Below are 21,372 nucleotides of genomic sequence, written 5' to 3'. Positions count from 1 at the left end.
CCTTCGGGGCGTTATTGAGGAGCGATTATGTCTGACCATGATCCGCTGACGCTAAAACTGAGCCTACGGGAAAAATATGCCTATGGCATGGGTGACTTCGGCTCAAATTTGATGCTGTGTATCGGTACGCTGTATCTGCTTAAGTTTTATACCGATGAACTGGGGATGCCCGCATATTACGGTGGAATTATCTTTCTGGTGGCGAAGTTCTTTACCGCGTTCACCGATATGTTGACGGGGGTGCTGCTGGATTCCCGTCGTCATATTGGCGCTAAAGGTAAGTTTCGCCCTTTCATTCTGTATGCATCATTTCCTGTCGCGCTGGTTGCCAGCGCGCAGTTTCTCGCCACCGATTTTACACTGACGGTCAAAACAGCGCTGGCAACCGTACTGTTCATGCTGTTTGGCCTGTTTTACAGCCTGATGAATTGCTCATACGGGGCGATGGTGCCCGCTATCACCAGAAACCCGCATGAGCGCGCCCAACTCGCAGCATGGCGTCAGGGCGGCGCAACGCTCGGTCTGTTGCTGTGTACCGTTGGCTTTATGCCGATTCAGGCGCTCTTTACCCAGTCATCTTCTCTGGGTTATCTGGTAGCCGCGCTGATTTTCTCCGTTTGCGGCCTGTTCAGTATGTGGTGGTGTTTCAGCGGGGTGAAAGAACGGTATATCGATATCGTTCCGGCCCACCATAAGCCCAGCATTCTTAAATCCTTCTGTGCGATTTTCCGCAATCCGCCGCTGCTGGTGCTCTGCGTGGCCAACTTATGTACGCTGGCCGCGTTTAACATCAAACTGGCGATTCAGGTCTATTACACCCAGTACGTGCTGAACGACATCCATTTGCTGTCATGGATGGGATTTTTCAGTATGGGGTGCATTCTGGTCGGCGTACTGCTGGTGCCCGTAACCGTAAAACGGTTTGGGAAAAAGCAGGTCTATCTCGGCGGCCTGACGCTGTGGGCTATCGGCGATGTGCTGAACTTTCTCTGGGGTGGAACCTCTTTCCTGTTCGTGATCTTCTCCTGCATGGCGTTTTTCGGCACCGCGTTCGTTAACAGCCTGAACTGGGCGCTGGTTCCTGATACGGTCGATTACGGCGAATGGAAAACAGGCATTCGTGCGGAAGGGTCGGTCTATACCGGTTATACCTTCTCACGAAAAATTTCTGCGGCGCTGGCGGGTTTCTTGCCCGGCATTATGCTGACGCAAATTGGCTACGTGCCGAACATAGCGCAAAGCGCGGAGACGTTACTTGGCCTGCGTCAGCTGATATTTCTCTGGCCATGCGGCCTGGCGATTATCGCCGCACTCACAATGGGCTTTTTTTATAAGCTCAATGAAAAACGTTTTGCTTTTATTATTGAGGAAATTAGCCAACGAAAGAAACAATCGATACAAACCGGCGTTGTAAGCCATTAAAAAACCTCTGTTCTAATTAAATAAAATAATTGCCGCTCTATCCATTTCGATGGATAGCGGCTCCCTACGCTTAAAAAATGGATTTACTATGAAAACGTTGAACACAATAATGCTGTTATCCTCTGTTATCTCCACTTCTGTTTTTGCGGGCGCGTATGTGGAAAACCGCGAGGCCTATAATCTGGCATCCGATCAAATGGAATTCATGCTGCGCGTTGGCTACAACTCCGATATGGGGGCTGGAATTATGTTAACCAACACCTATACGCTACAGCGTGATGATGAATTAAAGCATGGCTATAATGAAATTGAGGGTTGGTATCCGTTATTTAAACCGACGGACCGGTTAACCATTCAACCCGGTGGTCTGATAAACGATAAAAGCATCGGTTCTGGCGGCGCTGTTTATCTGGACGTCAATTATAAATTCACGCCGTGGTTTAACCTGACGGTTCGTAACCGTTACAACCATAATAACTACAGTTCTACTGATTTAAATGGTGAATTAGATAATAACGATAGCTATGAAATCGGCAACTACTGGAATTTCATCATTACTGATAAATTTTCTTATACCTTTGAGCCACACTATTTTTATAATGTGAATGATTTTAACAGCAGCAACGGAACCAAACACCACTGGGAAATTACCAATACTTTCAGATACCGGATTAACCAGAACTGGCTGCCGTACTTAGAGTTACGTTGGTTGGATCGCAATGTGGAGCCCTACCATCGGGAGCAAAACCAGATTCGTGTCGGGGTAAAATATTTCTTCTGATTTTAATTATGCGATCTTCAACTGAAAGATCGCATTTTTAATTTTTATGAAAACATTTAAATTATAATAATAATTTATTTTCATTAATATATAGAAAACATTTAATAATACACATCCTATATAAATAATGTAATAACTTCTTTTTTATACCTTACATAATTCAAGTAGCAGGACGGTAGCGACACAGCTACGTCGCCACCTTGATGTAACGCGAAATACATTGGTATATATTAACAATAAAGGAGTTATTATAATGTCATGGAATAAACATTCCGCAGTAACCTTTGCACGCCAGCATGCACACCAACAAAGTACTCATTTTTGTGCCCGTGCCGTTGCAGCCGCGATACGAGCTGGCGGTATTCAGATTGAGGGAGCCAATGCCATGAATTTTGATCGTTCACTTGAGCGTGCCGGATTCAGGCAAGTTTATGGTGAACCGATGGAAGGAGATGTCGCAGTGATAAGCGCATTACCTGGCCCGCATCAATATGGTCATACCTGTATTTACGATGGGATGGGAACATGGTATTCCGATTTCATTCAACGCAGTATGTACCCTGGCCCACATTACAGGGAGCTACATCCTGCTTTTAAACTTTACAGGCACAATTAATATGAAAGAATTATTGATATTACTTTCCATCAGTTTCGCAACATTTGGCGCAATTGATGATAAAACCCCCATATCTCGGGCGCTTGAATTCAATAAATGGTATATTAATCAGATAAATAAAGATATTTATCCTATCAGCGCCGGTCATGAAATTGATAACTTTGTTACGTCAGACACGATGAAAAAGCTGCGTCATGCGCAAGATCCTAAATACGCGGACGATGAATTTTATGACGCTGACTTCTTTATTAAGGCGCAATACATTGGCGATGACTGGCCAACCAACGTAACCGTAGTTTCATCCGATTATGATCCGGTTTGTGTGAATGTATATGTGTCATTTGGCAAAAAACGCGATCACATTGTCGTTGATTGTATGGTCCGGGAGGGAGGGAGGTGGAGAGTTCAGTCAGTCGTCGGACATGAGATTTACCACAATAGCAGCTTACAGTAATAAATCGAGAGTCAAAAAAAGCCGCTGAAATCAGCGGCTTTTTGTTGCCGGATGGCGGCTAACGCCTTATCCGGCCTACGAATCGGAGTTATCAGGCCGATTTTGTAGGCCCGATAAGCGAAGCGCCATCGGGCATTTCACGGTAGGCCCGTATTACTCTTCTTTCGCGCCACGCATTGCACGACGACGATCGTTTTCCGTCAGGTGACGTTTACGAATACGGATAGAGGTTGGAGTCACTTCTACCAGTTCGTCGTCATCGATGAACTCCAGAGCCTGCTCCAGGGTCATCTTGATCGGCGGAACCAGAACCGTTGCTTCGTCAGTACCAGACGCACGCATGTTGGTCAGTTTCTTACCGGTCAGGCAGTTTACGGTCAGGTCGTTAGAACGGCTGTGAATACCGATGATCTGGCCTTCGTAAACTTCCGCGCCGTGACCCAGGAACAGCTTACCGCGATCCTGCAAACCGAACAGTGCGAACGCAACCGCTTTACCCTGACCGTTGGAGATCAGTACGCCGTTCTGACGCTGGCCCACTTCGCCCGGACGGATATCGTCGTAGTGGCTGAAGGTGGAGTACAGCAGACCCGTACCGGAGGTCATGGTCATGAACTCTGAACGGAAACCGATCAGACCTCGGCTTGGGATCACGTAGTCGAGACGTACGCGGCCTTTGCCATCTGGATTCATGTTTTTCAGGTCGCCTTTACGCTCGCCCAGCGCCTGCATCACAGAACCCTGGTGCTGCTCTTCGACGTCCAGCGTGACGTTTTCGTACGGCTCTTGTTTACGGCCGTCGATTTCGCGGAAGATAACTTTCGGACGGGAAACCGCCATCTCGAAACCTTCACGACGCATGTTTTCAATCAGAACGGACAGGTGCAGTTCACCACGACCGGATACACGGAACGCGTCCGCATCTTCGGTTTCTTCAACGCGCAGCGCAACGTTGTGTACCAGTTCTTTGTTCAGACGCTCAAGGATCTGACGAGAGGTCACGTATTTACCTTCTTTACCGCAGAACGGAGAGGTGTTTACGCAGAAGAACATAGAAACGGTCGGCTCATCAACAGACAGCGCTGGCAGCGCTTCAACATTCTGCGGATCGCAGATGGTGTCGGAGATGTTCAGCTCGCCCAGACCGGTGATTGCAATGATATCGCCCGCTTCCGCCAGGTCGCTATCAATACGTTCCAGACCCAGGTGAGTCAGCACTTTGCCCACTTTACCGTTACGGGTTTTACCTTCGCTATCGATGATAGTGATCTGCTGGTTCGGCTTCACTTTACCGCGCTTGATACGACCAATGCCGATAACGCCAACATAGTTGTTGTAGTCCAGCTGAGAGATCTGCATCTGGAGCGGGCCGTCCAGGTCAACGTCCGGTGCCGGTACGTGGTCAACGATCGCCTGATACAGCGGGGTCATGTCTTCCGCCATATCTTCGTGATCCAGACCTGCGATACCGTTCAGCGCCGAAGCGTAGATGATCGGGAAGTCCAGCTGTTCGTCGGTCGCGTCGAGGTTAACGAACAGGTCGAATACCTGGTCTACAACCCAGTCAGGGCGCGCGCCAGGACGGTCAACTTTGTTGATAACAACAATCGGCTTCAGGCCATGAGCAAAGGCTTTTTTGGTCACGAAGCGCGTCTGCGGCATCGGGCCGTCAAATGCGTCAACCACCAGCAGCACGGAGTCTACCATGGACATTACACGTTCAACTTCACCACCGAAGTCGGCGTGTCCTGGGGTATCAACGATGTTGATACGGTAATCATTCCATTTGATAGCAGTGTTTTTAGCGAGGATGGTAATCCCACGCTCTTTCTCCAAATCGTTGGAGTCCATCACACGCTCTTGAGTTTCGGCACGCGCATCAAACGTACCGGATTGCTGTAGCAGCTTATCGACCAGGGTAGTTTTACCGTGGTCAACGTGCGCGATGATGGCGATGTTACGCAAATTTTCGATCACAACTTTGCCTCAGGCATTAGAAATAGCGCGTTATTGTACACGGATTAATCGCACTACAAAACAGGATCACAGAGATCCTCCGCAAACAAGTATTGCAGAGTTTCTTTGTGATCGCTTTCACGGAGCGTTAAAAGGGTCACTCACTGTCCATTGCACCAACATGGTGCTTAATGTTCACATTAAAGCACTATATTGGTGCAACATATCCACTATGGTGCGGCCCTTTTGCACGATGGTGCGCATGATAACGCCTTTTAGGGGCAATTTAAAAGTTGGCACAGATTTCGCTTTGTATTTTTTACGGCGACACGGCCAATTTTTGCAGAATTGAAGACTTCGTTACCACGACGACAATGACCAATCCGGGAGAGTTAAGTATGTCCGCTGAACACGTTTTGACGATGCTGAATGAGCATGAAGTGAAGTTTGTTGATTTGCGCTTCACCGATACCAAAGGTAAAGAACAGCACGTCACGATTCCTGCTCATCAGGTGAATGCCGAATTCTTTGAAGAAGGCAAAATGTTTGACGGCTCCTCGATCGGTGGCTGGAAAGGTATCAACGAATCCGACATGGTTCTGATGCCGGACGCATCCACTGCGGTCATTGACCCGTTCTACGCTGATTCTACGCTGATTATTCGTTGCGACATCCTGGAGCCAGGCACCCTGCAAGGCTACGATCGCGACCCGCGTTCCATCGCCAAGCGCGCGGAAGAGTACCTGCGCTCTACCGGCATCGCAGACACCGTTCTGTTCGGGCCAGAGCCAGAGTTCTTCTTGTTTGACGATATCCGCTTCGGTTCTTCTATCTCCGGTTCCCACGTCGCTATCGACGATATCGAAGGCGCATGGAACTCCTCCACCCAGTACGAAGGTGGCAACAAAGGTCACCGTCCGGCAGTAAAAGGCGGTTACTTCCCGGTTCCGCCGGTAGACTCTTCTCAGGACATCCGTTCTGAAATGTGTTCCGTTATGGAGCAAATGGGTCTGGTTGTAGAAGCACACCACCACGAAGTGGCAACCGCAGGTCAGAACGAAGTGGCAACCCGCTTCAACACCATGACCAAAAAAGCGGACGAAATTCAGATCTACAAATACGTTGTGCACAACGTCGCTCACCGTTTCGGTAAAACCGCGACCTTTATGCCAAAACCGATGTTCGGCGATAACGGTTCCGGTATGCACTGCCACATGTCCCTGTCCAAAAACGGGACTAACCTGTTCTCCGGCGACAAATATGCGGGTCTGTCTGAGCAGGCGCTGTACTACATCGGCGGCGTAATCAAACACGCGAAAGCGATCAACGCCCTGGCGAACCCGACCACCAACTCCTACAAACGTCTGGTTCCGGGTTATGAAGCACCGGTCATGCTGGCCTACTCCGCCCGTAACCGTTCTGCCTCTATCCGTATTCCGGTTGTGGCCTCTCCGAAAGCGCGTCGTATCGAAGTGCGCTTCCCGGACCCGGCTGCGAACCCGTACCTGTGCTTTGCCGCTCTGCTGATGGCGGGTCTTGACGGTATTAAGAACAAGATCCACCCAGGCGAAGCGATGGACAAAAACCTGTATGACCTGCCGCCGGAAGAAGCGAAAGAGATCCCACAGGTTGCAGGCTCTCTGGAAGAAGCGCTCAACGAGCTGGATATTGACCGCGAATTCCTGAAAGCAGGCGGCGTGTTCACTGATGAAGCGATTGACGCGTACATCGCCCTGCGCATTGAAGAAAATGACCGCGTGCGCATGACGCCGCACCCGGTAGAGTTTGAGCTGTACTACAGCGTTTAATCGTTGAGTTGCCGTGGAACTTTTAGCCTGTTCAGGCAGGTTTGAGATTGATGGCGAATGATAAGACGCCTGATGGCGCAAGCTTATCAGGCCTACCGGTAACATCACCTTGTAGGCCGGATAAGGCAAAGCCGCCATCCGGCACAACGTTTGCCACTCATCTGTAGCCCATCACACGATGGGCTTTTTTCTCCACCAACGTTCTGATCCCACGCGCTTTTTACACGTAAAAAGCTATAATGCACTAAATTGGTGCAAACTATTCCAGGAGACTGCTAAATGGCAACAGGCACGCAGCCCGATGCTGGGCAGATCCTCAATTCTTTAATCAACAGCATTTTACTGGTCGACGACGAGCTGGCGGTGCATTACGCCAACCCGGCCGCACAACAGCTGCTCGCCCAAAGCGCCCGCAAGCTGTTTGGTACGCCGCTGCCTGAGCTGTTGAGCTATTTTTCATTAAATATTGGGCTGATGCGCGAAAGCCTGGAAGCAGGTCAGGGATTTACGGACAACGAAGTCACGCTGGTGATCGACGGGCGCTCTCATATTCTCTCGCTAACCGCCCAGCGCCTGCCGGATAACTTCATCCTGCTGGAAATGGCGCCGATGGATAACCAGCGTCGCCTGAGCCAGGAACAGCTTCAGCATGCCCAGCAAATCGCCGCCCGCGATCTGGTGCGCGGTCTGGCGCATGAGATCAAAAACCCGCTTGGTGGTTTACGCGGCGCAGCCCAGCTGCTCAGTAAAGCCCTGCCTGACCCGGCGTTGCTGGAGTACACCAAAGTCATTATTGAGCAGGCCGACAGGCTGCGTAATCTGGTTGACCGACTGCTGGGGCCGCAACAGCCGGGTATGCACGTCACGGAGAGTATCCACAAAGTCGCAGAACGCGTCGTCGCACTGGTGTCGATGGAGCTGCCGGAGAACGTCACGCTGATTCGTGATTATGACCCCAGTCTGCCGGAACTGCCTCACGACCCGGACCAGATTGAACAGGTCCTGCTGAACATCGTGCGTAACGCTTTACAGGCGTTAGGGCCGGAAGGCGGTGAAATCATTCTGCGTACCCGTACCGCATTCCAGCTGACGCTGCATGGCGTGCGTTATCGCCTGGCGGCACGCATCGACGTTGAGGACAACGGGCCGGGTATTCCGTCCCATTTACAGGACACGCTGTTTTACCCGATGGTCAGCGGTCGCGAAGGCGGTACCGGGCTGGGCTTATCCATTGCCCGTAATTTGATTGATCAGCATTCCGGCAAAATTGAATTTACCAGTTGGCCGGGTCATACCGAGTTCTCGGTTTACCTGCCTATCAGGAAATAAAGGTGACGTTTATGCAACGAGGGATAGTCTGGGTAGTCGATGACGATAGTTCCATCCGTTGGGTGCTTGAACGTGCGCTCGCTGGGGCGGGATTACATTGCACCACATTTGAAAGCGGCAACGAAGTGCTGGACGCGCTGGCGAGTAAAACGCCGGATGTCCTGCTGTCGGATATCCGTATGCCGGGAATGGACGGACTGGCGCTGTTAAAACAGATCAAACAGCGTCACCCAATGCTTCCGGTCATCATAATGACGGCGCATTCCGATCTCGATGCCGCCGTCAGCGCTTATCAACAAGGCGCGTTTGATTATCTGCCAAAGCCTTTTGATATTGACGAAGCGGTCGCGCTGGTTGAACGCGCGATCAGCCATTATCAGGAGCAGCAACAGCCGCGCAATGTCCAGATCAACGGCCCGACAACCGATATCATCGGCGAAGCGCCCGCGATGCAGGATGTCTTTCGCATTATTGGCCGCCTCTCACGCTCGTCTATCAGCGTGCTGATCAACGGCGAGTCCGGGACCGGTAAAGAGCTGGTCGCCCATGCGCTGCATCGCCATAGCCCACGCGTTAAAGCTCCCTTTATCGCCCTGAATATGGCGGCTATTCCGAAGGATTTGATCGAGTCCGAACTGTTTGGTCATGAAAAAGGGGCGTTCACCGGGGCGAATACCATTCGTCAGGGGCGCTTTGAGCAGGCCGACGGCGGCACGCTGTTTCTCGATGAGATCGGCGATATGCCGCTGGATGTGCAGACGCGTTTGCTACGCGTCTTAGCCGATGGGCAGTTTTACCGCGTTGGTGGCTATGCGCCAGTGAAGGTTGATGTGCGGATTATCGCCGCCACCCATCAGAACCTGGAATTACGCGTACAGGAAGGTAAGTTCCGTGAAGATCTGTTCCACCGCCTGAACGTGATTCGCGTACATTTACCGCCGCTGCGCGAGCGCCGGGAAGATATTCCACGCCTGGCGCGGCATTTCCTGCAAGTGGCTGCTCGCGAGCTGGGCGTCGAAGCCAAATTGCTCCACCCGGAAACCGAAGCGGCGCTGACGCGTCTGGCCTGGCCTGGCAACGTGCGTCAACTGGAGAATACCTGCCGTTGGTTAACGGTGATGGCCGCCGGACAGGAGGTTCTGATTCAGGACTTACCCGGCGAGCTGTTTGAAGCCACGGTGCCAGACAGCCAGTCGCACATACAGTCAGACAGCTGGGCCACATTGCTGGCGCAGTGGGCGGATCGCGCGTTGCGTTCCGGTCATCAAAACCTGCTTTCTGAAGCGCAGCCTGAGCTGGAGCGTACGCTGTTAACCACCGCGCTGCGTCATACCCAGGGGCATAAACAGGAAGCGGCACGGCTGCTGGGATGGGGTCGTAACACCCTGACTCGCAAGCTAAAAGAGCTGGGTATGGAGTGACGATTCATCGTTGTGTAAAGATTAATATTTAAGCGCAAATTGCCGTTATTTTGCGCTTTACTGTTCCGATGAGTTGAGTATGATCATGCCCGGCAAACAGGGGGAATCATCATGCTGGAATCATTAATCAATCTGGTATCGAGCGGAGCGGTCGACAGCCACACGCCACAAACTGCGGTTGCCGCAGTGCTGTGTGCAGCGCTGGTTGGGCTGTTTAGCTAAATGCGTGCCGGATGGCGCTAACGCTTATCCGACCTACGGTTGATGTTAACTTGTAGGCCCGGTAAGCGGTAGCGCCACCGGGCAACGCCACTAAATCACCCGTGAGAACTGCTGCATCCGCGCTTTCTGGCGCAGATAAGCATCAAAGCACATACAGATGTTACGGATCAGCAGACGGCCTTTCGGCGTAACCTGAATCCCCTTATCATCCACATCCACCAGCCCATCTTTCGCCAGCGGCGCCAGCAGCGCTAAATCTTCCGCAAAGTACGCCGCGAAGTTGAGATCCCACTGCTGTTCAACCGCTGCGTAATCGAGACGGAAGTTGCAGATCAGCGACTTAATAATATCCCGACGAATGCAGTCATCGCGGGTCAGCACAATGCCGCGCCATAACGCATTCCCCAGCTCATCCACCTGCTGATAGTAGCGCTTCAGCTCTTTCTGGTTCTGCGCGTAGCTGTCGCCAATCATACTGATGGCGGAAACGCCCAACCCCAGCAGGTCCGTATCGCCCTGAGTGGTATAGCCCTGGAAGTTACGATGCAGAACACCCTCACGCTGGGCAACGGCCAGTTCGTCATCCGGGCGGGCAAAGTGATCCATCCCGATGAACTGATAGCCCGTCTCCGTCAGCGACGAGATGGTCTCTTGCAGGATATCGAGTTTTTGCTGCGCGCTGGGCAGGTCGGCCTCTTTGATTTTGCGCTGAGCGGCGAATAACGTGGGCAAATGAGCGTAGTTAAAGACGCTCAGGCGATCGGGGCTCAGCTCTGCCACGCGTCTGAGCGTAAAGGCGAAGCTTTCCGGCGTTTGCTTTGGCAGCCCGTAAATCAGATCGATATTCGTCGAGGTGAAGCCTATCTCGCGCGCATGATTGAGCAGCGAGAAGATAAACTCTTCATCCTGCTCGCGGTTAACCAGACGCTGAACGTCTTTATTGAAGTCCTGCACTCCCATACTCAGGCGGTTAAACCCTTGCGCGCGTAAATGATCGAGCACATCCAGCTCAATTTCACGGGGATCGACTTCGATCGAGATTTCGACGTCATCGTTAAAATGAAAGTTTCCACGCAGAAGCGTCATTAACCGACTGATTTGCGCTTTATTCAGGTACGTTGGCGTTCCGCCGCCCCAGTGCAGTTGACTAACGCGACGTCCGGCAAACAGCGGCGCGCGATGAATAATTTCTTGTTCAAGCGCATCGAGATATTGGTCGGCCTTATGCTGCTGGCGGGTCACAATCTTGTTGCAACCGCAGAAGTAGCACAATTTATGGCAAAACGGGATATGAACGTACAGAGACAGCGGACGTTCAGGGTAACGCGCCACAGCGTGCTGAAATGCCTCTTCGCCGTAGTCTTCCGAAAACTCCAGCGCTGTGGGATACGAGGTATATCGTGGCCCGGAATAGTTATATTTCTGGATCAGGGCCAGATCCCAGTCTATCAACTGTTCAGACATGCTCACTCCTTCCGATGGCGTCGCTGGCGGGTACGGCGTACCGGCTTTACCCCACTACGGGTAATAAACCGGTTGCGCAGCCACTTCTGTCGCCGCGACAACCGCTGTAGTTTAACGAATAACCACACCAGATAACATACAACCGGAAGGGTTATAAGCAGGACGGGAAGGCCCACGGTGTAAACCCGTTAGTTGCCGCCCCGGAGCAGGCGCATCATATCTTCCTGCTTTTCGTCCTCTTCCTCTTCTTCATCGTCATCATAAGAGAGGCCCAACTTCTGCATCAGCTCATCAATACGATCCAGTTTGGCATCTACCCAGGTTTGGTCTTCCGCACTCAGGGTTTCGCCTGCTTCCAGACGTTCCAGCAGCGCATCCAGGCGCTCATCCGTTTCCAGTAAATCCAACTCAGCCTGCGGTGAAAGCATAGGTTTCTCACTCTTCGGTTTGTGCTGTTTGGTGACTTTTTCGGTCACACCCAGGGGAATGGGGGTTTTACTGCCAATTCGTGGATCTTTCTGCTTGTTCTGGTTTTTACCGCCTGAAGCCGCGTTGTCACCTGTCGCACGGCTCCCCGCCGCATGACCACGGTGTTTTTTCTGACGCTTACGGTCGCGCGCTTCCTGATTCAGCTCTTCGCGTGTTTTACGACGCGCTTTTGCGGGACCTTTACCGCGTGGTGTAGAAGTTGATTTCATAGTGATTCGTCTTTGGCTGTTTTAGTCAGTATATACTCTAAATAATTCGAGTTGCAGGAAGTCAACGCACATGCAACCTGAAGTATGACGAGTTTCATTTGCCGCGGAATCTAGCAGAAACCCTATAAAGAAAAAAGGCGACAGAGTAATCTGTCGCCTTTTTTGCTGTCTAACAACCCTAACGGGCTCTACGATCCCTGTTGGCTACCAACACGCCCTGTTTTTCCCTTAGCCTGAAACATTCCGTGTTGTTTCCATTTCCTTTTACTAACGTCTCCGAACGTTTGTCTTCCTGACAAATCCTGCGTCTTCGCCTCCTGGCGCTCCTGACCCTCATCCTGAGTCGTAATCCTGACAGCTTCCTCGCTATGGATGCTACTTTACTCTTCTGGCATAAACGCACAAGTAATCGAAACGCGAATGTCCACTTTTCAGAATATTGCATGAAACATAACGTTATGATTTTATTATTTTATCTTAACTTTCGGTCTGCGCTTACTCTGAAATTTCGCATAAGAACAATCGGCAATGTCTCACAAAGAGCATGGTTTTAGCTTACACACATCCCCATGCTGAAAAATCCGTCTTTTGCCGCTGTTCAGGTATAATCGCTGCAAAGCTTTGACTGACGGAGACGACCGCTTTGACTAATTTGAATTATCAACAGACGCACTTTGTGATGAGTGCGCCTGATATTCGCCATTTACCTTCCGATACCGGAATCGAAGTGGCTTTTGCTGGCCGTTCCAATGCAGGCAAATCCAGCGCGCTGAACACGCTTACGAATCAGAAGAGTCTGGCGCGTACATCCAAAACACCGGGCCGTACTCAGCTCATCAACCTGTTTGAGGTGGTTGAAGGCAAACGTCTGGTTGACCTGCCCGGCTATGGCTATGCAGAAGTCCCGGAAGAGATGAAGCGTAAGTGGCAACGCGCGCTGGGCGAATATCTGGAAAAACGTCAGAGCCTGCAAGGCCTGGTGGTACTGATGGATATCCGTCACCCGTTAAAAGATCTCGACCAGCAGATGATCCAGTGGGCCGTAGAGAGCAACATTCAGGTTCTGGTTTTACTCACCAAAGCGGACAAACTGGCCAGCGGCGCACGTAAAGCGCAGCTGAATATGGTGCGTGAAGCGGTACTGGCCTTTAACGGCGATGTGCAGGTAGAAACGTTTTCTTCCCTGAAGAAGCAAGGCGTGGATAAATTACGTCAGAAACTGGATAGCTGGTTTAACGATCTGGCCCCCGTAGAAGAGACGCAGGACGGGGAATAACCCACCGATATGCCGGATGGCGCCGCTGCGCGTCTTATCCGGCCTACAGTTCTTTATTCTTGCTCTAAATAATTCGAGTTGCATAAAGGCGGCAACACAGCAAATCCTCAGGAGCTTACATAAGTAAGTGACTGGGGTGAGCGACAAATCTGTCTGGAACAGATTTGAACGCCGCGAAGCGGCGGCCCGTAAGGGTGAGGCTCATGGATGAGCCGAGTAATTCGAAGCCAACGCGTATGCAGCTTGAAGTATGACGAGCAAAATAAAAAACGCCCCAGTCATTACTGACTGGGGCGGCTAAAATATTCAGCCAAATCCGATTACGTGAAGTAAAAGGTCTGAAAGATAGAACATCTTACCTCTGTACCCTACGCGAATAACTTTACTCTTTTTTGAGCAGCTCAGAAAGCACTTTTTGTAATTTTTTTTCATTCTTTACATAGGGAATTCTAATGATCATCACAAAACGTTCTATCTTATGTTGCTTAGTTACGAAAAAAGCGCGTTATTCAGTAAAGCCTTAGTGCGCCTGATCCCAGTTTTCGCCGCTACCCACTTCCACCAGCAACGGTACATCAATACGCGTGCAGTTTTCCATCAGTTGATGGATCTTTTTCGATACCACGTCGAGATCATCTTTATGCACTTCGAACACCAGTTCATCGTGTACCTGCATGATCATACGCACGCGCGGCTGTTCATCTTGCAGCCATTTATCGACGGCAATCATAGCGCGCTTGATGATGTCTGCTGCCGTCCCCTGCATCGGAGCGTTGATGGCGGCACGTTCCGCACCGGCACGACGCGCAGCATTGCTGGATTTAATATCCGGCAAGTAGAGACGACGCCCTTCCAGCGTTTCAACATAACCTCGCTCTTTTGCCTGAGCGCGCGTGCGTTCCATATATTCCAGTACGCCAGGGTAGCGTTCGAAGTAGAGATCCATGTACTTCTGCGCCTCTTTGCGCGGAATATTGAGCTGACGCGCCAGACCGAATGCGCTCATGCCGTAGATCAGACCAAAGTTAATCGCTTTGGCGCTGCGGCGCTGTTCAGCCGTAACGCTCTCCAGCGGCAGTCCAAACACTTCAGCAGCCGTCGCCCGGTGGATATCTTTTCCTTCGGCAAAGGCGGTTAACAGACCTTTATCGCGGGAAAGGTGCGCCATAATACGCAGTTCAATCTGCGAATAGTCCGCTGATGCGATGACGTAATCTTGCGGAGCGATAAACGCCTGACGAATACGGCGCCCTTCCTCGTTACGTACCGGAATATTTTGCAGGTTAGGATCGGTAGACGATAAACGCCCCGTCGCGGTCACCGCCTGATGATAAGAGGTATGCACTCGCCCGGTTTTCGGGTTGATCATCAGCGGGAGTTTATCGGTGTAGGTCGATTTCAGCTTCGCCAGCCCGCGATATTCCAGAATCACCTTCGGCAGCGGATAGTCCAGCGCCAGCTCTTCCAGCACCTCTTCCGAGGTGGACGGCGCACCGCCCGGCGTTTTCTTCAGCGGCTTAATACCCTGTTTTTCAAACAGAATGGTTTGCAACTGTTTGGTAGAAGAGAGGTTAAATTCTTCTCCGGCGATCTCATGCGCCTTCTTCTCCAGCTCCGCCAGACGCAGCGTGATCTCCTCTGAATGCTTGTGCAGCACGGCAGGGTCGATTTTTACACCGTTACGCTCTACGCGGGAAAGCACCGGCACCAGCGGCATTTCGATATTCTCGAAGACATTCAGCGGCCCTTTGTACTGCTGTAGCTCTGGCCACATTTTCAAATGCAGCTGTAACGTAACGTCCGCATCTTCTGCGGCATAACGTCCGGCCTCTTCCAGGGCAATCTGGTTAAAGGTCAGCTGATTTTTGCCTTTACCGGCAATCTCTTCAAAAGTGATGGTCTTATGCTTCAACCAGCGTTCGGACAGGCTGTCCATATCATGGCGACCAGCAACGCTGTTCAGGATGTAGGATTCGAGCATAGTGTCAAAAGCAATACCGCGCAGCTCAATGCCATAGTTCTGCAATACGCCGCGATCGTACTTCAGGTTTTGCCCAACCTTACGCGCCTTCTCATCTTCCAGCAGCGGCTTCAACAGTTCCAGCGCTCGCTCGCGGGAAATCTGATCGGGCGCATCCAGGTAGTCATGCGCCACAGGAACGTAGGCCGCCACGCCCGGTTCAATAGCAAAAGAGAGACCGACCAGATTCGCCGCATGGTTATCCAGGCTGTCCGTTTCGGTATCAAATGCAAAAACGGGCGCCTTTTTCAGCGTCTCAATCCAGCTTTCCAGCGTCGCTTCATCCAGGATAGTGACGTAGTTATCGTAAGAAAGCGCGGTCGCAGGCACGTCTGGCGTTTCATCAATAACAATGGATTCCTGCGGTTTTGCTGCGGGCTTCGCACCTTTCGCCTGTAGCCATTTACCCGCTTCCACATCGGTGGTCCAGCGCTTAAATTCATATTTCTTAAACAGGCCAAGCAACTCTTCAGCCGCTGGCTGTTGTACTTCAAGCTGATCGCAGCTTAGCTCCAGTTCGACATCCGTTTTGATGGTAGCCAGTTGATAAGAGAGGTAAGCCACCTCTTTATTCTGCTCAAGCTTCCCGGCCATAGTTTTCGCGCCACGGAAGGTTAAGCCCGCAATTTTATCTGATTCGGCATACAGGGTATCCAGCCCGCCTAACCCCTGAAGGAGCGCCTGGGCGGTTTTTTCACCCACGCCCGGCACGCCAGGAATGTTATCGGAAGAGTCGCCCATCAGCGCCAGGAAATCGATGATCAATTCGGGTGGAACACCGTACTTGTTCACGACTTCATCCGGGCCCAGAATCGTATTGGTCATGGTATTAATCAGCGTGATATTTGGCGTCACCAGTTGGGCCATATCTTTGTCGCCGGTGCTGATCAGCACCGGACGGCCCACCTTCTCGGCTTCACGCGCCAGCGTACCGATAACGTCGTCCGCTTCCACGCCCGAAACGGCCAGCAGCGGCAGGCCCATCGCTTTTACCATCGCATGCAGCGGTTCAATCTGCGCACGCAGGTCATCAGGCATCGGCGGGCGATGCGATTTGTAATGTTCGAATAACTCATCACGGAAGGTTTTACCCTTGGCATCAAATACCACTGCGGCATGCGTCGGTTGATACTGCATAATCAGGCTGCGCAGCATGTTGAGAACACCGTACATCGCCCCTGTAGGCTCCCCTGCGCTGTTCGTCAGAGGAGGAAAGGCGTGATACGCGCGATAGAGATAAGATGAGCCATCTACAAGGATAAGTGGGTTTTCTGGGATCTGAACCATAATGTCCGTGCCTGTTTATCAGATTATGGGTAAAGGATGCCACAGACAGGATGAAAACATGAGTTTTTCGCCGCATTTGTCGAAAAAGTTTTGTAGATCTTCTGGATCGCTCGCAAAGCGAGCTGTGGATAACTTTGTGCATAAATTATTACATTTCATTTAATTTCATCCTGATGATTTAATTTTCATTAAACTTATTCTTATTTTTCAACATATTAATTAAATCACCAGAACTTTATCCCATTATTCAGCGTCATCTCAGTGTGTGGATAGATATCAATATTTTTTCTGTTTCGCTAAGACCCGTCATTTGATGCGTTTTCTGATAAAATCAGCCCCTTGCGTCTCTTTCGCGCACTATTTATGGCTAACCCGTTGAATAATCTAATTATGACAAGAATACTCGCTGCGATAACGCTGTTGCTGAGTATCGTATTGACCATTTTGGTCACTATTTTTTGTTCTGTGCCGATCATCCTTGCCGGGATCGTGAAGCTCCTTTTGCCCATTCCTGTCGTCTGGCGCAAGGTATCCGTTTTTTGTAATTTCATGATGTACTGCTGGTGTGAAGGGTTGGCGCTGCTGCTGCATCTCAATCCGTGGCTTAAATGGGACGTGGAAGGGCTGGAAGGCCTGAACAAGAAAAACTGGTATCTGCTTATTTGTAACCATCACAGCTGGGCCGATATCGTGGTGCTTTGCGTTCTGTTCCGTAAGCACATTCCAATGAATAAATACTTTCTTAAGCAGCAACTGGCCTGGGTGCCGTTTATCGGCCTGGCCTGCTGGGCGCTGGATATGCCGTTTATGAAACGCTACTCGCGCGCTTATTTGCTCCGTCATCCCGAACAACGCGGTAAAGATGTAGAAACAACCCGCCGTTCTTGCGAGAAATTTCGCGCGCATCCCACAACGATCGTAAATTTTGTCGAAGGTTCGCGTTTTACCGAAGAGAAACGTCTGCAAACTCGCTCGCCATATAAAAACCTTCTCCCACCAAAAGCGGCGGGGATCGCGATGGCGCTAAACGTATTAGGGTCTCAGTTCGATAAGCTGCTCAACATTACCCTCTGCTACCCGGAAAACGATCGGAAACCATTCTACGATATGTTGAGCGGTAAACTGACGCGCATCGTGGTACGTATCGATCTGGAGCCGATTAAAGAAGAGCTGCACGGTGACTATGTGAACGACAAAGGATTCAAACGCCGTTTCCAGCTTTGGTTGAATGCACTCTGGAATGAAAAAGACGAACAGATAGAAAAGATTAAAGCGGAAAACAAAAACGCCGGTCAATGACCGGCGATTTTTTTATTTCTTTTCAACCAGATGTTTCACGGTATCGGCGTACTGTTGTACGAAGATATCCATGCTGCTGGTATCCATCCCTTGCGGGTTAACCTGATATTTGCCGTTTACAAACATCGCCGGTACACCCTGAAGCTGGAGATCAGCGGCCGCTTTTTCTTGCTGCGCAACCAGTGATTTCACCACGAAACTGTTCCATGCCGCATCGTAGTCTTCACCTTTCACACCCGCATCAACGAATACTTTGCGAATATCGGCAGCAGACTGAACGGTCTGGTTTTTCTGTACTGCTTCAAACATCGGCGCAGTGATTTTATCTTCTACGCCCAGTGCCATCGCCACAGCCCATGCCTGCGTCAGGTCCTTACCCAATGGGCCCAGGAACTCAACGTGGTATTTGGTCATTTTGGTGCCTTCAGGCAGCTTTTTCTTCACGTTATCAGAAACGTGCAGCACTTCTTCAAACTGATAGCAGTGCGGGCAGTAGAAGGAGAAAAACTCCAGAACCTGAGGCTCGCCAGCAACGGGCTTATCCAGTGTGATGTATTGCTTACCATAACTGAACTGCGCTGCCGATGCGCTAAAAGCTAAAATCATACCAGCCAGCGCCAGCCAAATCTTTTTCATGATCAACTCTCTCCTGATGTGTCCGTTTAATACATTGGCGTTAATTGTAAAGGGGGTTCTTGCAGCACTTTTGCCTGCTCAAGAAATGTCGCAGTCTGCCGTTGCCAGTAATCTTCCCCGGTTAACCACGGGAAATTTTTAGGAAACGCAGGATCAGCCCAGCGACGCATCAGCCAGGCAAGATAATAAACCAAACGCATCGCGCGTAAAGGCTCAATAAGTTCTATTTCAGCAATATCAAACTCGCTAACTTCTTCATAAGCCTCGATAATCGTTTCAAGCTGCATCCGCTGCTCGGCTTTATCGCCATTCAGCAGCATCCACAGATCCTGAACGGCAGGGCCATTGCGGGCATCATCTAAATCAACAAACAGCGGGCCATCACGCCAGAGGATATTTCCGGCATGGCAATCCCCGTGTAAACGCAGCGTCTCAAAACGGGTATGCCAACGTTCGGTAACGGCGGCAATAAGGGTGTCCGTCGCGTTCAGGAAAGCCGCTTTTTGCCCTGCGGGAATCAGTGATGCGCCTTCGAAAAGTTTGCGAGGTTCAATGAGATACTCTTCCAGGCCCATTGTCGGCCGGAAGGCAAAAGAATGTTTACGCCCGGTCTGATGCAGGCGACCCAGATAGCGCCCTACCGCTTCCATCTGATCGATATTATCCGCTTCGAACTGTCGCCCGCCGACGCTTGGGAAAATCGCGTAGTGGAATCCCTGGTGGTTCAGTAGCGTCTGCCCATTGAGGACAAGCGGCGCCGCGACCGGCACCTCATCTTTTACCAGTTCCAGTGCAAACTGATGCTCTTCCCGTATTTGATCGGCAGACCAACGCTCAGGGCGATAAAACTTAACGACAAAGCGCCGACGGTCTTCGTCCTGAAACTGATAGACGCGGTTCTCATAGCTGTTGAGCGGGGTAAGACCGGAATCCACCCGGATTCCCTGTTCAAACAGCGCATCCATGATGGTATCCGGGTGTAATGTCTGGAAAGTAAAAGCGTTATCGTTCATCCCATCATCCGGAAAATACTACGAATGATTCAGGATATCATTTTGTGGCGATTTCGGTGGCGCCGCTTACAAGGTTTTACTCTTTAATCACGCCGCGTGCGCGTAATAGCGCCGTTTTGAAATCTTCTTCATAATCTTTCTGAATGCCAGGAATCACCGCATCTTTTGCGGAGTCACGCATTTTCAGGTGATAGATCAGAATGTCGTCGGTTAAATCCGCCAGTTCACCGTCAAAACCTGACTCTTTCGCCAGTTTCTGTAAAAATTGCAGCAGATTAAGATCGGGCTCTTTCTGCCAGGCTGGTTGCAGGAGTTCAATGACTTCATTCAGGCGTTTACATTTCATGGCTGTGCTCCTTAATTTGATGTAGATACGTTAGCAGGGTCAATCCCACAATAAAAGAGGCGATATCAGTGAATCTGGAGAGTGCAATAACGGGGGTTGTGCTGGCAGGCGGTAAGGCCAGGCGAATGGGGGGGGCAGATAAGGGTCTGCTTGAGCTGGATGGCAAACCACTCTGGAAGCATGTTGCTGATACGCTGGCGTCTCAGCTTGAAACCGTCGTGATTAACGCGAATCGCCATCAGGATATTTATCAACAAAGCGGTCTGAAAGTGATCCCAGATTCACTGGCCGATTTTCCGGGGCCTCTGGCGGGTATGTTGTCTGTTTTACAGCAAGAGAAGGGAGACTGGTTTCTGTTTTGCCCTTGCGACACACCTTACATTCCCCGCGATCTGGTTGCGCGTTTAAAAGCTCAGCGTAATAACGCGCCTGTCGTATGGGTTCACGACGGCGAGCGGGACCACCCGACAATTGCACTGGTTAATCGCTCAGTAGAACCTTTCTTACAGGAGTATCTCCGGTCAGGTGAACGGCGAGTCATGGTCTTTATGCGCCAGGCCGGTGGTCATGCTGTTGATTTCAGTGATTTTAAACAGGCATTTGTGAATGTGAATACGCCGGAAGAACTCGCCAGATGGCAGGAGAAATCATGATCCCACTACTCGGCATAGCCGCATGGAGCGGCACCGGTAAGACTACGCTGCTCAAGAAATTGATTCCAGCGTTATGCGCCAGAGGGGTTCGCCCAGGATTAATTAAGCATACCCATCATAATATGGACGTAGATAAGCCCGGCAAAGACAGTTACGAGTTACGCAAGGCAGGCGCAGCACAAACGCTTGTCGCCAGTCGGCAACGTTGGGCGCTGATGACAGAAACACCGGAAGAACCTGAGCTGGATTTAACGTATCTGGTGAGTCGAATGGATGTTTCTAAGCTGGATATAGTGCTTGTTGAAGGTTTTAAACACGAAGCGGTGGCGAAGATCTTATTATTCCGACAGGGGTGTGGGCATGAAGTGGATGAGCTGTCCATTGATGAACATGTGATCGCCGTCGCCAGCGACATTCCACTTTCCCTGGATGTCCCGCTATTAGATATCAATGATATACCACAGATCGCTACATTTGTTTTGCGTTGGCTGGGACGATAGTACACGGGCGGCACAGGTTTTTTGCAGGCAGGATAAGGCGCAGTGTCATCCGGCAGAACAGCGCATATATGCCGGACGCATGAACGCAAAGAGGCCATCCCTCAGGATGGCCTCTTCACTTAATTAATGCCTGGCAGTTCCCTACTCTCGCATGGGGAGACCCCACACTAC

General features: G+C 50.9%; 20 protein-coding genes and 1 pseudogene. 12 read left to right on the top strand and 9 right to left on the bottom strand.

Annotated features, from left to right (window positions below; genetic code table 11):
• Positions 1-27: 27 nt before the first annotated feature.
• The 4 genes from OGX80_RS00115 to OGX80_RS00100 all read left to right on the top strand — a co-directional run bounded on the left by OGX80_RS00115 (position 28) and on the right by OGX80_RS00100 (position 3,273).
• Positions 28-1,422, top strand: coding sequence for an MFS transporter (locus tag OGX80_RS00115; RefSeq protein WP_012133935.1), 1,395 nt, complete (start codon positions 28-30; stop codon positions 1,420-1,422).
• 88 nt (positions 1,423-1,510) lie between these two features.
• Positions 1,511-2,203, top strand: a complete 693-nt coding sequence (gene ompL / locus OGX80_RS00110) for a porin OmpL (RefSeq protein ID WP_024130675.1) — start codon at positions 1,511-1,513, stop codon at positions 2,201-2,203.
• A 253-nt stretch (positions 2,204-2,456) separates the two neighbouring features.
• A complete protein-coding gene (locus tag OGX80_RS00105) occupies positions 2,457-2,819 on the top strand; it encodes a CHAP domain-containing protein (RefSeq protein ID WP_071259439.1) in 363 nt (120 codons plus the stop codon).
• Position 2,820: 1 nt separating this feature from the next.
• A complete protein-coding gene (locus tag OGX80_RS00100; RefSeq protein ID WP_115182266.1) occupies positions 2,821-3,273 on the top strand; it encodes a YqhG/Tai3 family protein in 453 nt (150 codons plus the stop codon).
• 153 nt (positions 3,274-3,426) lie between these two features.
• Here the strand turns inward: OGX80_RS00100 and typA are convergent, their stop codons facing one another.
• On the bottom strand, positions 3,427-5,250 hold the full coding sequence (gene typA, locus OGX80_RS00095; RefSeq protein WP_012133937.1) for a ribosome-dependent GTPase TypA: 1,824 nt from the start codon (positions 5,248-5,250) through the stop codon (positions 3,427-3,429).
• A gap of 377 nt (positions 5,251-5,627) precedes the next feature.
• On the opposite strand from typA, the gene glnA reads away from it, so the two are divergent.
• The 4 genes from glnA to OGX80_RS00075 all read left to right on the top strand — a co-directional run bounded on the left by glnA (position 5,628) and on the right by OGX80_RS00075 (position 10,009).
• Complete coding sequence (glnA, locus tag OGX80_RS00090; RefSeq protein WP_024130676.1) at positions 5,628-7,037, top strand: glutamate--ammonia ligase; 1,410 nt, start codon at positions 5,628-5,630, stop codon at positions 7,035-7,037.
• A gap of 279 nt (positions 7,038-7,316) precedes the next feature.
• Positions 7,317-8,366 carry a nitrogen regulation protein NR(II) gene (gene glnL / locus OGX80_RS00085; RefSeq protein ID WP_047459914.1) on the top strand — a complete coding sequence of 350 codons (1,050 nt, stop codon included), beginning with the start codon at positions 7,317-7,319 and terminating at the stop codon, positions 8,364-8,366.
• A gap of 11 nt (positions 8,367-8,377) precedes the next feature.
• Positions 8,378-9,787 (top strand): nitrogen regulation protein NR(I), encoded by a 1,410-nt coding sequence (gene glnG, locus OGX80_RS00080; protein ID WP_012133942.1) that lies wholly within the window; start codon positions 8,378-8,380, stop codon positions 9,785-9,787.
• Positions 9,788-9,898: 111 nt separating this feature from the next.
• On the top strand, positions 9,899-10,009 hold the full coding sequence (locus OGX80_RS00075; protein WP_096753919.1) for a YshB family small membrane protein: 111 nt from the start codon (positions 9,899-9,901) through the stop codon (positions 10,007-10,009).
• A gap of 90 nt (positions 10,010-10,099) precedes the next feature.
• Here the strand turns inward: OGX80_RS00075 and hemN are convergent, their stop codons facing one another.
• From hemN to OGX80_RS00060, 3 genes and pseudogenes are all read right to left on the bottom strand, one after another.
• Positions 10,100-11,473 carry an oxygen-independent coproporphyrinogen III oxidase gene (hemN, locus tag OGX80_RS00070; protein WP_101744345.1) on the bottom strand — a complete coding sequence of 458 codons (1,374 nt, stop codon included), beginning with the start codon at positions 11,471-11,473 and terminating at the stop codon, positions 10,100-10,102.
• Between the two features lie 188 nt (positions 11,474-11,661).
• The gene (yihI, locus tag OGX80_RS00065) at positions 11,662-12,171 is read right to left on the bottom strand and encodes a Der GTPase-activating protein YihI (protein WP_012133944.1); all 510 of its coding nucleotides are present in this window, start codon (positions 12,169-12,171) and stop codon (positions 11,662-11,664) included.
• 178 nt (positions 12,172-12,349) lie between these two features.
• Positions 12,350-12,574 (bottom strand): annotated as a pseudogene (locus OGX80_RS00060) (hypothetical protein).
• Positions 12,575-12,814: 240 nt separating this feature from the next.
• On the opposite strand from OGX80_RS00060, the gene yihA reads away from it, so the two are divergent.
• On the top strand, positions 12,815-13,447 hold the full coding sequence (gene yihA, locus OGX80_RS00055) for a ribosome biogenesis GTP-binding protein YihA/YsxC (RefSeq protein WP_024130677.1): 633 nt from the start codon (positions 12,815-12,817) through the stop codon (positions 13,445-13,447).
• A gap of 306 nt (positions 13,448-13,753) precedes the next feature.
• Here the strand turns inward: yihA and spfP are convergent, their stop codons facing one another.
• The gene (gene spfP / locus OGX80_RS22375; RefSeq protein WP_071892919.1) at positions 13,754-13,801 is read right to left on the bottom strand and encodes a small protein SpfP; all 48 of its coding nucleotides are present in this window, start codon (positions 13,799-13,801) and stop codon (positions 13,754-13,756) included.
• 166 nt (positions 13,802-13,967) lie between these two features.
• Entirely contained in the window at positions 13,968-16,754 is a 2,787-nt protein-coding gene (gene polA, locus OGX80_RS00050) for a DNA polymerase I (RefSeq protein WP_049009351.1), read from the bottom strand.
• 363 nt (positions 16,755-17,117) lie between these two features.
• On the opposite strand from polA, the gene yihG reads away from it, so the two are divergent.
• Positions 17,118-18,053 carry a 1-acylglycerol-3-phosphate O-acyltransferase, YihG family gene (yihG, locus tag OGX80_RS00045; protein WP_115182268.1) on the top strand — a complete coding sequence of 312 codons (936 nt, stop codon included), beginning with the start codon at positions 17,118-17,120 and terminating at the stop codon, positions 18,051-18,053.
• A 12-nt stretch (positions 18,054-18,065) separates the two neighbouring features.
• Here yihG and dsbA read toward each other — a convergent pair whose 3' ends face one another.
• The 3 genes from dsbA to OGX80_RS00030 form a co-directional block, all read right to left on the bottom strand.
• Positions 18,066-18,689 (bottom strand): thiol:disulfide interchange protein DsbA, encoded by a 624-nt coding sequence (gene dsbA, locus OGX80_RS00040; RefSeq protein ID WP_286471064.1) that lies wholly within the window; start codon positions 18,687-18,689, stop codon positions 18,066-18,068.
• Between the two features lie 26 nt (positions 18,690-18,715).
• Positions 18,716-19,702, bottom strand: coding sequence for a serine/threonine protein kinase (locus tag OGX80_RS00035; RefSeq protein ID WP_112001472.1), 987 nt, complete (start codon positions 19,700-19,702; stop codon positions 18,716-18,718).
• 76 nt (positions 19,703-19,778) lie between these two features.
• Positions 19,779-20,048, bottom strand: coding sequence for a YihD family protein (locus OGX80_RS00030; RefSeq protein ID WP_012133952.1), 270 nt, complete (start codon positions 20,046-20,048; stop codon positions 19,779-19,781).
• 68 nt (positions 20,049-20,116) lie between these two features.
• Between OGX80_RS00030 and mobA the strand changes: the two genes are divergently transcribed.
• Both mobA and mobB read left to right on the top strand, forming a co-directional pair.
• Positions 20,117-20,701 (top strand): molybdenum cofactor guanylyltransferase MobA, encoded by a 585-nt coding sequence (gene mobA, locus OGX80_RS00025; RefSeq protein WP_115182269.1) that lies wholly within the window; start codon positions 20,117-20,119, stop codon positions 20,699-20,701.
• Positions 20,698-21,201, top strand: coding sequence for a molybdopterin-guanine dinucleotide biosynthesis protein MobB (mobB, locus tag OGX80_RS00020; protein ID WP_115591158.1), 504 nt, complete (start codon positions 20,698-20,700; stop codon positions 21,199-21,201). The genes mobA and mobB overlap by 4 nt, the downstream gene beginning before the upstream one ends.
• The last annotated feature ends 171 nt before the right edge of the window (positions 21,202-21,372 follow it).

Origin of the sequence: Citrobacter sp. CK194, assembly GCF_030333395.1 — a bacterium.
Taxonomy (GTDB): Bacteria; Pseudomonadota; Gammaproteobacteria; order Enterobacterales; family Enterobacteriaceae; genus Citrobacter_B; species Citrobacter_B koseri.
This window is presented reverse-complemented; position numbering and strand designations above follow the sequence as displayed.